We start from the raw sequence: 18039 nt of genomic DNA on the forward strand, positions 1-18039 counted from the left end.
TGAATACTAAGATTTTATGAAGCAATAAACTACTTCATACAGCCCTTTTTATGCTCAAATTTTAAGACAATTAAACAGTAAAATAAGTAAAACCTTAACATTAAAATAAAATTATGGGTACATTAAATGACGTAGTAATTAACAAACTTTCAGGCGGATTAGGAAGAAGAAATCCTAGTCAAGACATGGTGTCTGGATTACTATTTGACGGATTAGCGACAACTCCAGGTGGAGCGCTAGAACAAGATAAGGCGTATCGTTTAGCTTCTGTAGAAGATGCCGAAGCATTAGGAATTAACGAAGCGTATGATGCAAGCGGGCAATCAGCGTATTACCAAATCCAACAGTATTTTAGATTAAATCCATCAGGCGATTTATTCATCATGGCAACGACAGGTGCTTCGTATGCAGAAGTAGCAGGAAAAGCAAAAGTATTCCAAGAAGCTGCCGATGGAGAAATTCGTCAGATGGCAATTATCTATTCTGGAACTGCAGATTTTGCTGCAGCAAAAGCAGCAGCACAAGAAGCACAAGTACAAGCAGATGCCGCTTATGCAGACTACATGCCTTTTGAAGTCTTGATTGAAGGAAAAGGATTTGCAGCCGTATTATCTGCAGGTGCATCAGATGCAGAAGATCTTGCAGATTTTGGAGCAAGCAACGTATCTGTTGTTGTAGCGATGGATGTAGAAGCAGCAGTAACCTATCCTAATACAGCAGCCGTAGGAATGGCTCTTGGAGCAATTTCTCGTGCAAAAGTATCAGAAAATATCGCATGGGTAGAGCAATTTAACCTTGCAGGGGCAGGATTCTCAAAAGCAGGATTTGTAGGTGGAGAAGAAGTGAAAACACAAGGAGCACTTGAAACATTAAACAGCAAGCGCTATGTATTTGCAAGAACACACACTGGTTTACCAGGGGTATACTTTAATGATAGTCATACAGCAACCTTAGGAACTTCAGATTTCGCATACATAGAGAATAACCGTACCATCAATAAAGCGACACGTTTATTACGTACTGCATTATTGCCAAAACTTAACTCTCCTATCCTTGTAGATGAAGCTGGACAATTAGCGCCATCAGTAACCAAAGGATTTGAGACGTTATGTCGTGCCGCTCTAGAAGGAATGGTGTCCAACCAAGAAGTATCTGCGTTTGATGTCTTTGTAGATCCTGCACAGGATATCTTGGCTACCTCTGAGTTACGCATCAAAGCAGAAGTAACTCCTGTAGGAACAGCACGTAAAATTATCGTGGATCTTGGATTCAAAAATCCATTTGGACTCAACGCATAAGGAGCACTAAAAAACAATTATTCACAAAGAAAATTAGAATTTAAAATATGAATGCATTACCATTAATAAACGGACAACAACATAGCTGGTCTTCTATTGAAGTACGTATGTTAGATAATATCGTGACAGGGATCACCTCTGTTAATTATGACGATTCAGTAATGAAGGAAAACCACTACGGAGCAGGAGATCTTCCAGTACACAGAGGACGTGGTAAATATGAAGCAAAAGCCTCTATCACATTATATAACTATGAAGTAGAAGCAATTCTTGCAGCACTACCAAGAGGAAAACGTTTACAAGACGTTCCTGCTTTTGATGTTGTCGTAAGCTATTTAGATGATACAAATGACATTATCACGCACGTAGTACGTAACTGTGAGTTTAATACAAACTCACGTGGTATTAGCCAAGGAGATACAAAAATTGAGGTTTCTTTTGACCTTATTTGTTCTCACATTGAGTGGAACTAAAAATGGTATAAAGGAGATGTGTAGGATATATGTAACCCATATATACCACCCTATCCAACTCCTTTTATTTTTAATGTGTCCTCCGCAAGACCCTAAACGGGCAAGACAAACATCATACATAACGTTTGTAGCGTCTCGCAGGAGCAGCACATCACTCGCAAAAAGGTTGCTTTTAAGAACAACTTCACTGCATACCCTTAAAGGCAACCTTTCTCTTCATACCAGCTTACAAAACAATTTACAAAACAACGCTACACATGAAAACCCAAGTAAAAGATATCACAAACGTTATAGACGGTAACATTACCCAAGGACAGCTCAATACCTGGAAAAATAAATTTGGCCGTGTTGTAAAACTGCAAATCGAAGACGACGATGCAAACACACTATTTGCCTATTTCAAAAAGCCAGACATTGGGATCCGCTCTGCCGTATTACAAGCCTCAAAAATGGACGAGTTTAAAGCCCTTGAAGTCCTCTTCAAAAACTGTTACCTAGGAGGTGATGGCATCATAGAGCAAGAGGATGACCTGCGCTTAAATATCACCACCGCTTTTTCAGACCATATACAACCCAAACCTGTCAAAGTAGAAGTCCTATAACCTCATGACTCTCTTTATGGGAATTTGCAATGTCTCTGTTTAAGAGTTGTGGACGTTCCCTTTTTAAGAAACATATAGTCACTATTTCAGTGTTTTGAAAGAAGAAATTTAGAAATCCCAACCACATGCAAACATAAAAAGGTCGGGCTCTCCGCTCTATCTTTTTTGAGCATATATGCCACTCAAAAAAGGATGCCACTACCATCCCTAACGCAATTTTGATCACTTAGATACAGCGATGTTAAATCGAGCCTGTCTACCAGAGGTAGGCGCAGTCCAGATACGTAAAAACCCAAGGAAAACAAACAATAGTTTTTAAAAATAAAGAGCATAATAAAGATAAAAAAAAGAACATTCCTATGGGAGTTATCAGACATCAACTTAATGTAGAAAACCTAGCCGACTTACGCATCAAGCTACCGCTTTTATTTCATAAAATCGCGAGGATGCAGGAGGAAGAGCGTAAAGAAAAGCGCGTCAACGATCTTGTTTTTGCTGAGGTAAAAAGGTTAAATAATCTTCCTGTAAGTGATTCTGAAGTCACTTATCTCAGAAAAGTTATTGAAGGACAAGAGTATTCTTTTGTTCTAAATGAAGAGGATATGTGGGAATTTGGAGGATTGGCGCTAGATGATGTTGTCGTCACAGCAAAGGCTATAAATTACACCAATGCAAGAGGTTTTGTAAGAGCAGAAAAAGGAATTTATCTATATGGAGGAGATGAAAACTATATAGGGGGTAAAATAAAAAAAGGAGAACCCTATGGCGTGTCTCAAGCAGTAGAAGTAAAAGTCTTATTTCGAGGAAAAGAAGATAAAAAGGGATGGTTACGCATCCAGATGGTCGACACCAAGGAAGTTGGTTGGATTCAAAAGCAATTTATACAAATCATACCTGTAGATACGCTATTAGATAGTTATACTAAGAAGTTTTATTATGTGAAGAGTGGAGATACTTTTGAAACGGATATTGCAGCAATAGAATACAGTGAGTATAAAGTGAAAACAGGTGATGACTACCGAACCATCGCACAAGCCTTTCACTTATTAAACCAACAAAGTGATCATAAAACAGGAATTGTTATTAAAGATGCAGATCAAGGTTTATTGTCTGCGTTAGAACTAGGTTATAAAGCCAGTATAGATCCAGCTTTTGTCGAAGCAAGATCCTTGTATAAGAAATTATTCTTAACTGAAAATCATATTGTACGCCTTCCTAGTGAAAGTTACATACGATTACAGCAAGAATTAGGCAATCTCTCTAAACGTTCTGATTTTATGAATGCTACGATTGATGTCGTAGATGCTGTAACAGAAATTTTAGCAGGAGCTGCGGGTCTTGTTGTAGGGATTATAGAAGGATTGCTACGAGCTATTTATGATGCCTTAGAAGGGATTGTGGATCTCATCAGCACCATTATTAGTACGATCAAAGATCTGATTACAGGAGAACTCTTTGGTAAAATAAAGAGCCTGTACGAAACTATTATAGGATTTGCAGATTTAGAGTATGAAGATCTCAAAAAGGTAATGTATGCGGTTTTAGGAAATATAGGAACCGCCATACAAGATATTATTGAAAACTGGAAAACAGCTTCTGCGTTTGAAAAAGGGCGTGTCATAGGAATTGTGATAGGAGCTATTTTATTAGAGATTCTAGTAGCCATTTTTACAGGAGGTAGTGTCACATTAGCCAAGTGGGCAGGAAAGTTAGGAAAACTCGGAAAGGTACTCACTAAAATTGCAGAGCTTGGCGACGATATGCGTAAAGCATTAAAAAAGAAAATGCCTGATCGCTTTAAAAAAGGAGACTATGATAAAGATAATGATAATGATGGCGAGAACTGGCAACGATGGGCACTATTACAGCAAGCAAGAACAACAGCATTAGCAATGGATGCTAATGGGGCTAGTGAAGCAGCATTACTAGGTGCTTTAGTAACACAAGCGAGTTTTTACCCTAAATTAAAAGTTACTTGGCCCAAAGAAGATATAAAAGCGGACTCTTTTGATCTTTACATGAAAGCTAGTAAACCTAAAAAAGTAGTTGATGATTTTACTCCTAGTAGTGTTTTTAGGGGAGATGATAATTATGACGGAGGTAATATAGGAATTAAATTAGGAGGAGATGCAGATATAAAAACACCTTGGGAACATGTAAGAAGACCTGGTAAAGGAGAATCTTCGTTATTTACTTCTTTTTCAGGAGTTAAAAAAAATACTATTAAATTTACAAAAAAAGGAAAAGTTTACAAAGTTTCATTTGATGATTTGAAAAAGATTGAATTAGAAGGAGGTATAAAGATTCATACTCCAAACTCTGTTAAAAAATCAATGTTAGATAGCGGAAATAAAAAATTGAGAAAAGATGCTAATAATGTCTTTGAAGTTATGAAAAAGAATAATGAAATATTAATAGAGGGTATAATTCCTGAAAGTATAATTAAAAAAATATAAAATGAATTTAACAGATGCCATGAATACCTACAACAGTGCTTTGTGGATTATTAAAGAAAAGAACTATAAAATAGCACTTGTAGATAAGGAAGAATCATTTGATTGGAAAGCTTCTAAGGATGGTAATGAATGTATTGCTTCAGATCCTTTACGTTTATTAGCTTTAATAATTATTTCTGAAGAAAAGGGGGAGAAATGGAATCATTATGAAAAAGATTTTTATGATGAAATATTAGAGGAGTTTTACGGAGAGTAATATGATTTTTAGGTGTTTAATTTAAAGTAATACCAATTATTAATTGAATTTACTGGAAAAGAAAACGATGATTTTTTTCTTTATATGAGAAAGAAAACTAAAGCATAGCCTAAGCTACGGTTTCTTTTTTCTTGTGAAATAGAAAGGAAAAAAGGGTGTTTTATTACAGTAAATTCAATTGGTAAATGGTATAAAATACAAATCTCCCGCGTTAAGGATAGCAACGGCATCCTTTTTTGGGTGGCGTTTATGCCCAAAAAAGATAGAGTGAATAGCCTGCCCTTTATCCTGAAATTAATTCAGGATGAAGGGAACGCCCTAAAAAATAATCGACAGTTATAACCAATACTTTTCATACTCTTCTTGAAAAGTAAGAGTTTTCATAGAGTCCATACGGTCTATCAACAAGGTACCGTTAAGGTGGTCAAGTTCGTGTTGCACAACAATCGCAGCAAAGCCTTCTAAGGTCTCTTGAAAAGGATTTCCGTTGCGATCAGTGGCTTTTAATACAACAGATTTGTAACGCTTTAATTGACCCCGTATGTTAGGAATAGAGAGACAGCCTTCCCAACTATCCACAAGAGTAGTGTCCAAAATTTCTATTGCTGGATTGATGACAATACATAATGGAAAAGCATTTTTATCTGGATACCTGGGATTGTCCACCATTTCCATGATAAACACCCGTTTTAATAGGCCTACTTGAGGGGCTGCAATACCAACGCCGTCATGAAAACGCATGGTAGCGATCATGTCGTCAATGGTTTGTTGAAAACCAGGTGTCTTTAGTTCGTTTCCAACGGGGAGGGAAACCTCTCTTAGACGAGGATTTCCCATCTTTAATACATCAAGTACAGCCATGCCTAGTGTGATTAGACTTTAAAAATACTATTCTCTGGGGAGTATTAAAGTGATTTGCGCTCTTTTTATGGGTTAAGGTTTTTTACCAACCGATGCTTCGGTTTTTCCATCTTCTTTTAGTAGACGTCTTTGTATTTTACGAATCGCAGATTCTATGGATTTTTCAGGTTCTATGACATTGTATTCACCCCAAAATGTTGGATCTGAAAATCCAGAGGCTTCGTCAGACATAATAATGGATGCGCTCATGTTGTCTGTAGCGGTCCAGTCCTGGGTATTGTCAAACAGTTCCCAGTCGGTAACTGCCATTTCACAGGTTAGTGAATAGATAGACTTAAATAGTCTACGGCGTTTTTTTACTTCAAAAGAGAGGTTTGCTTTGCTGTAGCCATAATACCATTTACCATTTTTCTCACGGTAATCGACGGTGTAGTCTATGTTTTTGGCTTTGATACGTACGTTATCTGGCTTTCTTTTGACCAAAAGTTTGATGACTTCACTTTGATTAGAAAGATTCATGCTAAAATCTGCTTTTACCAATGCTAATGAATTTGTGTTAATGTAGAGTTGCCCATTGTACAACGGATCAAGAACATTGTCTTTTTGTTTAAAATTTACAGTGTAGACCGATGTGCCATTAATTTCTGTAGTAGGACCAAATTCAAATTCGTAACCTTCCATGGTGTATGGAGTGAATACATACTCTGGGTATTTCATTAAGTCGATGTATAGGGTGCTAAAAGGCCCTCCTTGGAGCTTTAAGGCGATGGTGTCGAGCTTTGAGTAGTCTGTGTTTTTTCGTGACTTTACAAGTTTGATCACATCTTTTTTAGAATCTGCATAAGGTTGTTTATATACATTTAGTACAGCTTCTGCTAACGATGCATTTTTATTTCTCTTTTTGATGGTTTCTCTGTAAAAAGTAGTCATCAGCGTTTTGTCTTCTAAATAATTGGTGCGTTTATTCTCAAATACCTTATTTACCAATTCACGAGCATTTTTATAGGCAGTGATGTTTACTTCGGTAAGCTCAATTGATGAGGTTTGTAGCGTTACACGAAGGTCTTTTGTATTGTCTTTACTAACAAGAAGTGTTTTGGTTTTAAATCCGAGAGCATCAATTTTTAAAAAAATGGTTTCTGCATTACTTACTTTTAAGAGAAAGGAGCCTTCAGTGTTACTAATGGTACTTGCATTGCCATTTACTTCTTGGATAGATGCAGCAATAATAGGTTCTCCTGTGGTTATGTTTACAACTTGACCATTGATTTCGATTAAATCATCATTGGTTTGTGCATATACGGTCGTGATGGATGTGAAAAGAAAAATTAATAAAAAACTGGCAGACATTAATTTCCCTATTTTTTTCGGTGATAGATACGGAATATTCATAGTGGTGTCTTATTAGATGTATTTATCATAATGACAAATACCATGTATTAAGATACGATTTTTTTATTTTTTATCCAATCTCATATTTACTTAGAAGGGAGTTTAGACTCGTTTTTTAACAACTTTAACGCTACTTTTAGTAAATAATATAAAAAACCCTCTATAAATTAACATAGAGGGTTGGACTGAAATGTATTTTCAGAGTGTATTATAACGACTTGTAATAATCCATAATTTTTGAAAAGTCTTCAGAATTCTTAACTTTTAATTTGTTGCTTTTTATGTAAGCTCCTACTTCTGTAGCTTTATCTCCCATTAATTTAAGAAGCTTTGATTTTTTGAGTGAAAACTTGTCAAAATTTTCGCCTTGCTTTACGTAATAGTCATCACGTAATAAGTATTTGTCATTTTGAGATCCAGCTTGAGGATTAGGGCTTCCTACTTTAATTTCGATTCGGTAGTCTTTATAAATAGAAAAATCTTTGTTTTCCTCTATGACCTCAAAAACTCTATTTTTTTTATGGACTGGTGAAAAGACATTTTTAAAAGTAATATTATTGATCACAACATCTTTAATATTTCTGAAATGGAAAGTGAATATAGAGTCATTTCCTATTTTAGATTGGAATGCATTTCGTTTTGCATTAAAATTGATGTCGTTTAAACGCAATTTTGTTTCCTCTGAAGAAACAATTGCGGTGTTAGACCACTCATCGTAGATATATACAGAGCCCTCTATAGGATTTTTTATTTTTTTAATAACTGAGGGAAATCCAAAAGAGGTTCTGTTTTTACCTAGATTTTCAAGTCCGATAAGTACGTTATTGTTTGGGTTTACATCTTCACTTTGTCCAAAGGTTACAAAAGGACAAACAAGTAGTGCAATGATTAGGATTCTTAACATATCTGTAGTTTTTTTAGGGCGCTAAAATAAAAAAATATCATGTATAGCTAGATAAACCACGAGATGAATTCTCCTTAAATAATGTTAAAGCGTAAAATTTAACACATCTAACGTATTATTTGTAGGAATTTACACTTTCCAATAATCAGTTCGTCGATATTCGAGATATGAAACAGGGACTCACTATTTATTTGCCACGTACTTTTTGCTCCCAAATCCAAGCAGATTTCATGGCTTCATCTAATGTACTTTGTGCTTTCCATTGCAATTCTTCATTTGCTTTATGAGTATCTGCATAGGCTGCAATAACATCACCTTCTCGTTTGCCAACAATTTTATAGTTGAGTGATTTATTGGTTACTTTTTCAAAAGATTTGATAACTTCCAGTACAGAACTTCCTACACCAGTCCCTACATTAAAGACTTCATAATTGTCTTTGTTTTTTTTGTTGAGTAAGCGTTCTAGAGCAACCACATGTGCTTTTGCAAGATCAACTACGTGAATATAGTCGCGTATAGCAGTTCCATCTGGGGTAGGATAGGTATCTCCAAAAACAGATAGTTCAGTTCTCAAACCAATAGCTGTTTGTGTGATAAAAGGCACTAGGTTTTGTGGAACACCCAATGGGAGTTCTCCAATCTCTGCTGATGGGTGTGAACCTATAGGGTTAAAATAGCGAAGTGCTATAGCATTGAGTTGTGATGCAACTTTACAGGTGTCTCTTATAATTTCCTCTCCAATTTGTTTGGTATTTCCATAAGGAGATTCAGCAGGTTTTACAGGGGCACTCTCTGTGATAGGTAGCTTATCTGCTTGCCCATAGACGGTACAGGAGGAGCTGAAGATAAAACTCGCATGCTCCTTTTTTTGTAGTTCTTGAAGTATGTAAATTAATGTTACTAGGTTATTTTCATAATAGAGTAAGGGGTTATTGACACTTTCCCCAACAGCTTTGGAGGCCGCAAAATGAATCACTCCAGCAATATCTTGATGACGTATAAAAAAGTCGTTTACTTTTGATTTCTCTCGTAAATCAAATTCTTCAAAAATTGGAGAAATGCCTGTAATAGCTGTAATTCCTTTTAAAACCTCTTTTGTTGCGTTAGAACAGTTGTCTATAATGACAACTTCGTATCCTTTGTTTTGGAGTTCAACAACAGTATGAGATCCTATAAAACCTAACCCCCCAGTAACAATTATTTTCATCTTATTCTCGCGAAGGCAGGAATCCTATCCCGCTTTCTAAATTAATAATTGATTTCACAATCTTCTTAGCGATGCATCTATTTCTTTTCGACGTAAGCGGAGCCTGCCCATTTTCGTTTTTATTTATTTTCTAAATTAAATAGTATAGATGCCTATTTCTTTATTCGCTTTCGCGAAAGCAAAAACCTAAGCAAAAGTAAACTTTTACGAGGAGTTTTCTTTTTAAAATATTAAATAGGTACTTAATACTAATAAAACAATCAGTCCTCCCACTATATAAGCATATTTCCAAGGGGTTGTGTCTATAACCTCTGTGGTTTCAGGAATATAGATATCTGTTTTTGGTTTTATGAGCCCGATAATTAGCATGATAATAATATTTATTACAAATAGAATCCCCATAATATGTAAGAAATGTGGGTATGCTTCTGCTTCAACGAGTTTTACTTTTTCTTTATACGCATCGATATCTGTTACATTTATACTTTCAAAAAATGCTTTTCTAGTGTCTATACCATCTTCAACTTTTAAACTATTAATATATTTCGAACTCTCTAAACCATTTTCTGCAAGAGCTGATTCTGTCATGTTGGGTCCTAAATAGAGTAAACTGAAAAGATATAATACTACACCTAAAATCATAACTGTTTTTGCTCCCAGTGCAGGTACTTTTTTTGTTACTATACCAATGATAACAACCGCTAGAATAGGCACACTCAAACTACCTAATGCTTGTTGGATATAGTCAAATAAACCAGCTGGGGCATTAGCAATAAAAGGAGCAATACTCATAGAAATAACCGCTACTAAAAGCCCAAATAGCTTACCTGCTTTTACTGTTTGCTGTTCTGTAGCATCTTGTTTGAAAAACTTTTTATATAAATCAAACCCAAAAAGGGTTGCGCTACTATTTAGTAAACTATTAAAAGAACTTAAGACCGCTCCAAAAAGTACTGCGGCAAAAAATCCTACCAGAGCTGGTGGCAATACTTCCTTAATAAGTCTTGGGTAGGCTATGTCATCTCCTGGGTAAATATTATCAGCAGATGATAGATCTCCATTAAATAGATGCCATGCAATAATACCAGGAAGCACCACAATGACTGGGATCAAAAACTTTACAAAGGCAGCGAGCATCATTCCTTTTTGTCCTTCTTTTAAACTCTTCGCTCCAAAAACACGTTGTAAGATGGCTTGGTTAGTCCCCCAGTAATACATCTGGGCAATCATCATTCCAGTAATAATCGTTCCTACAGGTATGGATGAAGTAACGCCTCCTTTTACATTAAACTTATCTTGGTTTTCAGTCCACAGTGTATTTAGCCCAGTAAACATATCGCCATCACCAATGAGTTTTAAACCAAAATAAGGGATCAGTAATCCTCCTATGAGTAGTCCAATAGCGTTAATAAGGTCAGAGACGGCAACGGCTTTAAGGCCTCCAAAAATGGCATATACAACACCTATTAGTCCAATACTCCATACACAGAGCCATATAACGGCACCTTCAGACATACCTAATATTGTAGGTAAGTCAAACATCGTACTAAAGGCGAGAGATCCAGAGTATAGTATAGTAGGTAGTAATACAATACTAAATGCAATTAAAAACAATACAGAAAGTATGGCTTTTGTATTTTCATCAAAGCGTTTTTCGATAAACTCTGGGATGGTTGTAATGCCTCCTTTCATATATTTGGGAAGAAACCATACAGCCGTAATAACCATGGCAATGGCTGCGAGTGTTTCCCATGCCATTACTAAAATACCTTCTGAAAATGCTTGACCATTAAGTCCCACGATTTGCTCTGCCGAGAGATTGGTCAGTAGTAAAGATCCTGCAATGGTGAGTGCTCCAAGGCTCCTGCCCCCTAAATAATAGCCGTCTGCAGATTTTTCGTCTGTTTCTCTAGTTTTCCACCAAGCATAGCCCGCTACTAATAATGTAAATCCGATAAATGAAATGATTCCTAACATAGGTTGTTTAGTTCAATGTGTTGCAGTGAAAATATGAAATTTCATTGAATATTGGGTTGCTTTTTGGGTACGCTTTCGCGAAAGCGTATATTTATTCATCTACTATAACGTTATCGTTGTTCTTTTTTAAGCCTCCACTTCTTTATCGTAATAGTAAGACGCATCTTTAAGTAACACATCGAGCCATTTGTTCTCATCCAGTACACGCCTTTCATCCCAGCCTAAGTATTTTACAAGATCTTCCTGTACGAGTTGTCTGTATTTGTGTACGCTATGTATGTCAAAATAAAGTCTACCAGTCCTTCTTACAAAAAAGTCGGCAAGTCCGTTGGTCATTTCGTGATGTACACTATACCATACTTCTGCGCGAATGAGTCGCTCTTCAGGGGATTCATTTAAAAAATACGTCGTTTTTTGTATAATGTCATCTGCTTGTTTTCCATAGGTCGTTGCTAGGTACAGGCTTTGATGCTTGTCTTCAATTCCTAGGTTTTTGAGTTGAGAAGCAATTTCTTTTTCATATGCATTTACTTCTTTTGTATCTGTCATAGGGGCAGAAGTAAGCGATATCCGATCCGTATGGGATTTTACAAGATGTTCTTTATTCTTCTCAGGAACTTGTTTTAAGACGGTGTCAATCACACGTTGGGCCATTTTACGGTAGCCGGTAAGTTTTCCTCCAGCAATAGAGATGAGTCCTGTTTTAGAAACGAAGATTTCATCTTTCCTTGAGAGATCAGACGGGTCTTTTCCTTCTTCATGAATAAGAGGTCTCAATCCTGCCCAATTAGATTCAATGTCTGCAATAGTTAATTGAAGGTCTTTAAACATATTATTGACAGCATCTAGTAGGTATTGTGCATCTTCTTTGGTGGCAACCACACGGTTTAAATCTCCATTATAATTGGTGTCGGTAGTTCCTACATAGGTAGACCTGCCTCTTGGGATCGCAAAAATCATTCGCCCATCGGGTACGTCAAAATAGATCGATTGTGTCAGTGGAAAACGTTCTCTTGAAAACACAAGGTGGACTCCTTTGGTGAGATGCAGATGCTTGTTGTTTTTTGAATGATCTTTTTCTCTTACTAAATCTACCCAAGGTCCTGCTGCCGAAATATAATGATTGGCTTTTAGCTTAAAACTACTTTTGGTGTTGTAATCATAACAATGCAGGCTTTTAATTTTCCCGTCTTCGTCATAATTGAAAGATTTCATCTCACAATAATTAATCACACAAGCACCGTAAGACGCTGCTTTTTTGAGTAATTCAATAGTAAGGCGTGCATCATCGGTACGGTACTCAGCATAATAGCCTCCGCCAACAAGTTGCTCTTTGTCTAGTAACGGTTCTTTATCTGCTGTTTCTTGTGCCGTAAGCATTTTACGTTTATCATCTCCTTCTACATTGGCTAGAAAATCATATACTTTAAGTCCTATGGCTGTCATCATTTTTCCATAGGTACCTCCTTCTATCAGTGGAAGAAGCATTTTTTCGGGTACGACGAGATGTGGTGCTAATTTGTGGACCATGGCTCGCTCGCTTCCAGATTCTTTAACAAGTGCTATTTCTAGTTGTTTTAAATAACGCAATCCTCCGTGGATGAGTTTAGTTGATTTATTACTGGTGCCAGAGGCAAAGTCATTTTTTTCTACCAAACAGACCTTCATGCCTCTAGAGGAAGCATCGAGTGCAATACCTGCTCCGGTAACACCCCCACCTATAATAATGAGGTCAAAGCGTTCTTTTTTGGCTCTTTGTAATTGGGTATTTCGATCTAAGATTGAAAAACGAATAGGACCTTCTTCTTTGACAGAAAGCATATTTTGATTGGCTGATTTTGTGCGGGCTACGGCATGTTGCCAGCCTGTGTATTTTTTAGTACGAACGTATTCAGTGATCTCGGGCGTAAATAACGTATCAACTTCTCGGAGTTTGATAATGTCTTTTTTTGTCCAGATACCTGCTTGTATTCCAGCAAGAAATGCAGCACCTAGTGCGGTTACTTCAAGCATTTTAGGGCGGTCTACTTCTACGTTGAGAATGTCAGATTGGAATTGCATCAAATAATTATTGGCAGTAGCGCCTCCATCAACTTTAAGGGATTTCATTTGCTTGCCACTATCTTCGACCATGGCTTCAAGCACATCTCTTGACTGATAGGCGAGGGCATCTATGGTGGCTTTGATAATTTCGTTCTTACCCGAGTCTAAGGTAAGTCCATAAATGGCGCCTTTTGCATTCATATCCCAATGAGGAGCCCCAAGTCCTGCAAATGCAGGAACTACATACACATCGTCAGATGTGGTAGTTGCTTGACAAATGGCTTCAGTGTCTTTTGCATGTTCAATTACTTGGAGTTTGTCTCGTAACCATTGTACGGAGGCCCCAGCGACAAAGACACTACCTTCTAAGGCATATTTTATAGGATCGTCGGTAATACTTGCACAAAGTGTCGTAAGTAATCCGTTTTTAGAGAGCGATGGTTTTTTGCCTGTATTCATGAGCATAAAACAACCTGTACCATAGGTGTTTTTTGCCATTCCAGATTTATAACCACCTTGTCCAAACAAGGAGGCTTGTTGGTCGCCGGCAACTCCATATATCGGAATTTGATGCTCTTTGTGCGTAAAATGTCCAAAGTCAGATGAAGAATGCTGCACTTTAGGAAGCATAGCTTCAGGGATGTCTAAGGCTGAAAGCATTTTCTCATCCCAGTCTAATGTGATGATATTATAAAGTAGGGTGCGAGAAGCATTGGAATGATCTGTAACGTGATGTTTTCCTTGTGTGAAGTTCCAAATCAACCAAGTATCTATGGTTCCGAATAAAAGATCTCCTTTTGCTGCTTTTTCTCGTGCGCCTTCTACATGATCAAGAATCCATCGCGCTTTTGTGCCTGAAAAATAAGAATCGATAACAAGACCAGTATTTTTGGCGACATAGGTTTCAAGCCCTTGTGCTTTTAAGTTTTCACAAATTTCAGAAGTTCTTTTGTCTAACCATACAATAGCATTGTAAATAGGTTTGCCTGTGGTTTTATCCCATACAACAGTTGTTTCTCGTTGATTGGTAATGCCGATGGCTGCAATTTGATTTATAGAGATGGAAGATTTTTCTATAACCTCTTCAAAAACTTCTTGTTGATGCCTTACAATCTCCATCGGGTCGTGTTCTACCCATCCAGATTTTGGATAGTGTTGTGTGAGTTCTTTTTGAGAGATACCACATATTTTTCCTTTTTTGTCAAAAATAATAGCGCGTGTGCTGGTAGTGCCTTGGTCAAAAGCGATAATGTATTTTTTATTCATCCTTTATTTACTAGAAATGCTTCGTTTCTAAAGATACATATTCTTGTATAGAATTTGAAGTATGAGAATCTAATAACAAAGGTTCTCATTTACAGGATTTCTTTTGTTGATTCAAAAAAAAACCACTTTTTATTTCTAGTAATTATACACATTTGGCATCATAATATAGCAGTCTTTTGCTTATATTTACCCTCAAAAGGGGTCATTAACTCAGTTGGTTTAGAGTGTTACCTTGACAGGGTAGAAGTCACTGGTTCGAATCCAGTATGACCCACCACTATTTTATAAGTTCTAAAACACGTTCCATGGCCATGCCTCGGGATCCTTTGATGAGGATGGTTGTGTTTGAAGGGATATTTTTTGTATACGCTTTCGCGAAAGCGGTATACGTTTCAAAAACAACATACTTTTTTTGTGAAGGTTCTAAAATCCCAAAAGTAGGACCAACGGCATACACTTGATCGATGCCTAGTGAATTTGCATAATTAAGGATATGTTGGTGTTCTTCTTTTGTGGTTTCACCGACTTCAAACATATCTCCTAGAAATGCTATTTTATGTGTTGAAGACTGTTTGCTCAGATTACTTAACGCAGCTTCCATGCTTGTAGGATTGGCATTATAGGCATCTAGGATAATTGTAGTATTATTTTCTTTTTCTATAATTTGAGATCTGTTGTTCTCAGGAATATACCTTTCTATTCCATTTTTTATGGCTTGAGAATCCACAGAAAAATAAGAGCCTATTGCAATTGCAGCCGAGATATTTAGCGCATTATAATCGCCAGTAAGTTGTGTTTTAATGGTGAGGTTGTCATATTCTAATTCCACAAAAGGAGTGGCTCCCTTGAAAGTGATGGTGTAATCGGCATCAGAGGGGCCAAATGTTTTAATTTCTAGTCCTGAGGATTGTTTTATTTGTAAGGGGTCTTCTTTATTGACAAAAGCGATACCATTTGTTTTAGAGATGAATTTATACAACTCACTCTTTCCTTTAATGACACCTTCTACCCCTCCAAATCCTTCTAAATGGGCTTTCCCAAAATTTGTGATATATCCAAAATTAGGTCTTGCGATTTCACTTAAAGCGGCAATCTCCCCTTGGTGATTGGCACCCATTTCTACAATGCCTATCTCGGTATCCTTAGTCATGGATAATAGGGTGAGGGGCACTCCAATATGATTATTAAGATTGCCTGCGGTGGCAGTGGTTTTATATTTTTGAGATAATACGCTATTGATGAGCTCTTTTGTGGTTGTTTTTCCATTACTACCTGTAAGTCCAATGATTGGGATGTTCAAGAAATTTCTGTGATAGGTAGCAAGTTCTTGTAGTGTATGTAATACATCTTCTACGAGAATTACGTTGTCTAGATTTCCTTGATCTTCATCTAGAATAGCATAGGAGGCCCCTTCTTCTAATGCTTTTTTTGCAAAAGTATTTCCATTAAAATGTGCTCCTTTTAATGCAAAGTAAAGCTGCCCTTTTTTTAATTTTCTGGTGTCTGTACATACCCCAGTACTATCCAGAAAGAGTTGGTGTAAGTGTATTATCTTCATATTATGTGGTATTAAAAAAGCCCTGCAAGAGGGCTTTTTTAACGATATATATTCTTGGCTAAAATTTATCTAGCACTTTTTGCTGATTTTGATTTTGAACCTACACGTGACATGGCACATCTAAATCCGATGTCATCTGTAGCCATTCCTTGTGGTAAGAAACGACGTTGCGCTGGATCTAACCAATACGCTCTATCTCTCCATGAACCTCCTTTGTAGACTCTCACTTCATCATTGATAAGTGTTGTTCTATTGTTAGTTTCATCAAATTTACGAACCATTCCTGTACTGTCTTTAGTTACGTTGTGTTTAGGAGCATTGTACATTTGCTTTCCATCAGTTTCTTCATCTTCATCATCAAATGATTCAAAGTAACGTGTAGATCTTCTATCTCCATCTCTAAAGTTACGGTTATCGCTTTGAGAGAATTGTGTACGTAGGTATGTTTCATCTTCGTCTACAGGTACCTGAAGAATTTCTCCTGGTAAATCTCTAGCAACTATTTTTCCATTGGCAAGTGTGTCATATACAATTGAATCTACCGTTACCACTTTTACTTTTCCTTCTTCATCTATAGCATTTTTGGTATAAACGTTACCTCTATAGTAATTGAAGTCATTAAATTCGTCGTCTACGATAGGGCGGTATACATCGGCTACCCATTCAGAAACATTACCAGCCATATCATAAATACCAAAATCATTAGGTTCATATGATTTAACTTCTGCTGTAATATCTGCATTATCGTCAGACCATCCTGCTATTCCTCCATAATCTCCATCAGATTGCTTGAAGTTTGCTAAATGATCTCCGCGTGTGCGTCTAGATGATGATCTTGTGTATGATCCGTTCCAAGGATATTTTTTACGCCCTCTATATACATTGTAACTTCTTAGTTCTGTAAGTCCTAAGGCTGCATATTCCCATTCTGCTTCAGTTGGGAGTCTATATTTTGGTAGAAGTACTCCATCTTTTTGTTGGATAAAAATATCTGTACTGTCGTTTCTTTTCATTCTAGATTCACTTGCTCTACCTCCTCTAGCAAGGCTATCACTTCCTCCATATGCAAGAGTTGGTGCGTTTAAGTAGGTCTCGGTGTCAAACGTAGAACCTGCTTCTACGTCAAAACGCGCACCACGAGCAGTATATCCTTTTTCTTCTAGAATAAGTTCATTCACACGATTAGATCTCCAATCAGAGAACTCTACGGCCTGTAGCCAACTTACTCCTACTACAGGGTAATTAGCAAAGGCTGGGTGACGAAGGTAATTTTCGGTCATTGTTTCGTTGAAACCTAAGCGATTTCTCCAAACAAGAGTGTCAGGTAAGGCACCTGTATATATATTACGATAATTTTCATCTGTTGGAGGAAATACTTTCTTTAACCAATCTAAGTATTCTAGATACATGACATTAGTTACTTCAGTTTCATCAATGTAGAATGACTGTACATGCTGTTGATTTGGAGAGTTATTCCAATCATGCATGACATCATCTTGAACTTTTCCCATTGTAAAAGTTCCTCCTTCAACAAATACAAGACCAGGACCTGTCGCCTGTTCAGTATAGTCTGTATTAGCTTTAAAACCTCCGTTTTTTCCGTCGATTTTCCATCCGGTACCACGAGAACTATCCTTGTAGTTGTTTGATTTGCTACAGCTAGTAACCGTTAGGGAAACGGCAGCAACAGCAAAGATTTTTAGGGCAAAATTTAATTTCATTGGTTTTTGCTTAAGTAGATTTGGG

13 protein-coding genes and 1 tRNA gene are annotated in these 18039 nt (G+C 36.9%); 6 read left to right on the top strand and 8 right to left on the bottom strand.

Annotation, left to right across the window (positions count from 1 at the left end; genetic code table 11):
• The first annotated feature begins 113 nt into the window (after positions 1 to 113).
• From ACFO3O_RS19980 to ACFO3O_RS20000, 5 genes are all read left to right on the top strand, one after another.
• A complete protein-coding gene (locus ACFO3O_RS19980) occupies positions 114 to 1298 on the top strand; it encodes a DUF2586 family protein (protein WP_379982164.1) in 1185 nt (394 codons plus the stop codon).
• 47 nt (positions 1299 to 1345) lie between these two features.
• A complete protein-coding gene (locus ACFO3O_RS19985) occupies positions 1346 to 1771 on the top strand; it encodes a hypothetical protein (RefSeq protein ID WP_379982166.1) in 426 nt (141 codons plus the stop codon).
• 257 nt (positions 1772 to 2028) lie between these two features.
• Complete coding sequence (locus ACFO3O_RS19990) at positions 2029 to 2373, top strand: hypothetical protein (RefSeq protein WP_379982168.1); 345 nt, start codon at positions 2029 to 2031, stop codon at positions 2371 to 2373.
• A 359-nt stretch (positions 2374 to 2732) separates the two neighbouring features.
• Positions 2733 to 4829, top strand: a complete 2097-nt coding sequence (locus ACFO3O_RS19995) for a phage tail family protein (protein ID WP_379982170.1) — start codon at positions 2733 to 2735, stop codon at positions 4827 to 4829.
• A gap of 1 nt (position 4830) precedes the next feature.
• A complete protein-coding gene (locus ACFO3O_RS20000) occupies positions 4831 to 5085 on the top strand; it encodes a hypothetical protein (RefSeq protein ID WP_379982172.1) in 255 nt (84 codons plus the stop codon).
• 336 nt (positions 5086 to 5421) lie between these two features.
• Here the strand turns inward: ACFO3O_RS20000 and def are convergent, their stop codons facing one another.
• From def to glpK, 6 genes are all read right to left on the bottom strand, one after another.
• Entirely contained in the window at positions 5422 to 5946 is a 525-nt protein-coding gene (gene def, locus ACFO3O_RS20005) for a peptide deformylase (protein WP_379982174.1), read from the bottom strand.
• A gap of 72 nt (positions 5947 to 6018) precedes the next feature.
• Positions 6019 to 7296: a carboxypeptidase-like regulatory domain-containing protein gene (locus ACFO3O_RS20010; protein ID WP_379982176.1), complete on the bottom strand. Its 1278-nt coding sequence runs from the start codon at positions 7294 to 7296 to the stop codon at positions 6019 to 6021.
• Between the two features lie 250 nt (positions 7297 to 7546).
• Complete coding sequence (locus tag ACFO3O_RS20015) at positions 7547 to 8242, bottom strand: hypothetical protein (protein ID WP_379982178.1); 696 nt, start codon at positions 8240 to 8242, stop codon at positions 7547 to 7549.
• 187 nt (positions 8243 to 8429) lie between these two features.
• Entirely contained in the window at positions 8430 to 9449 is a 1020-nt protein-coding gene (galE, locus tag ACFO3O_RS20020; protein ID WP_379982180.1) for a UDP-glucose 4-epimerase GalE, read from the bottom strand.
• 222 nt (positions 9450 to 9671) lie between these two features.
• Positions 9672 to 11426, bottom strand: a complete 1755-nt coding sequence (locus ACFO3O_RS20025; protein WP_379982182.1) for a solute:sodium symporter family transporter — start codon at positions 11424 to 11426, stop codon at positions 9672 to 9674.
• 126 nt (positions 11427 to 11552) lie between these two features.
• A complete protein-coding gene (gene glpK / locus ACFO3O_RS20030; protein ID WP_379982184.1) occupies positions 11553 to 14735 on the bottom strand; it encodes a glycerol kinase GlpK in 3183 nt (1060 codons plus the stop codon).
• Positions 14736 to 14934: 199 nt separating this feature from the next.
• On the opposite strand from glpK, the gene ACFO3O_RS20035 reads away from it, so the two are divergent.
• Positions 14935 to 15012, top strand: a tRNA-Val gene (locus tag ACFO3O_RS20035).
• Here the strand turns inward: ACFO3O_RS20035 and ACFO3O_RS20040 are convergent.
• Positions 15013 to 16293: a UDP-N-acetylmuramoyl-tripeptide--D-alanyl-D-alanine ligase gene (locus tag ACFO3O_RS20040; protein ID WP_379982186.1), complete on the bottom strand. Its 1281-nt coding sequence runs from the start codon at positions 16291 to 16293 to the stop codon at positions 15013 to 15015.
• A gap of 65 nt (positions 16294 to 16358) precedes the next feature.
• A complete protein-coding gene (gene gldJ, locus ACFO3O_RS20045) occupies positions 16359 to 18014 on the bottom strand; it encodes a gliding motility lipoprotein GldJ (protein ID WP_379982188.1) in 1656 nt (551 codons plus the stop codon).
• Positions 18015 to 18039: the final 25 nt, after the last annotated feature.

This window comes from Dokdonia ponticola, from assembly GCF_042653865.1.
GTDB classification, from domain to species: domain Bacteria; phylum Bacteroidota; class Bacteroidia; order Flavobacteriales; family Flavobacteriaceae; genus Dokdonia; species Dokdonia ponticola.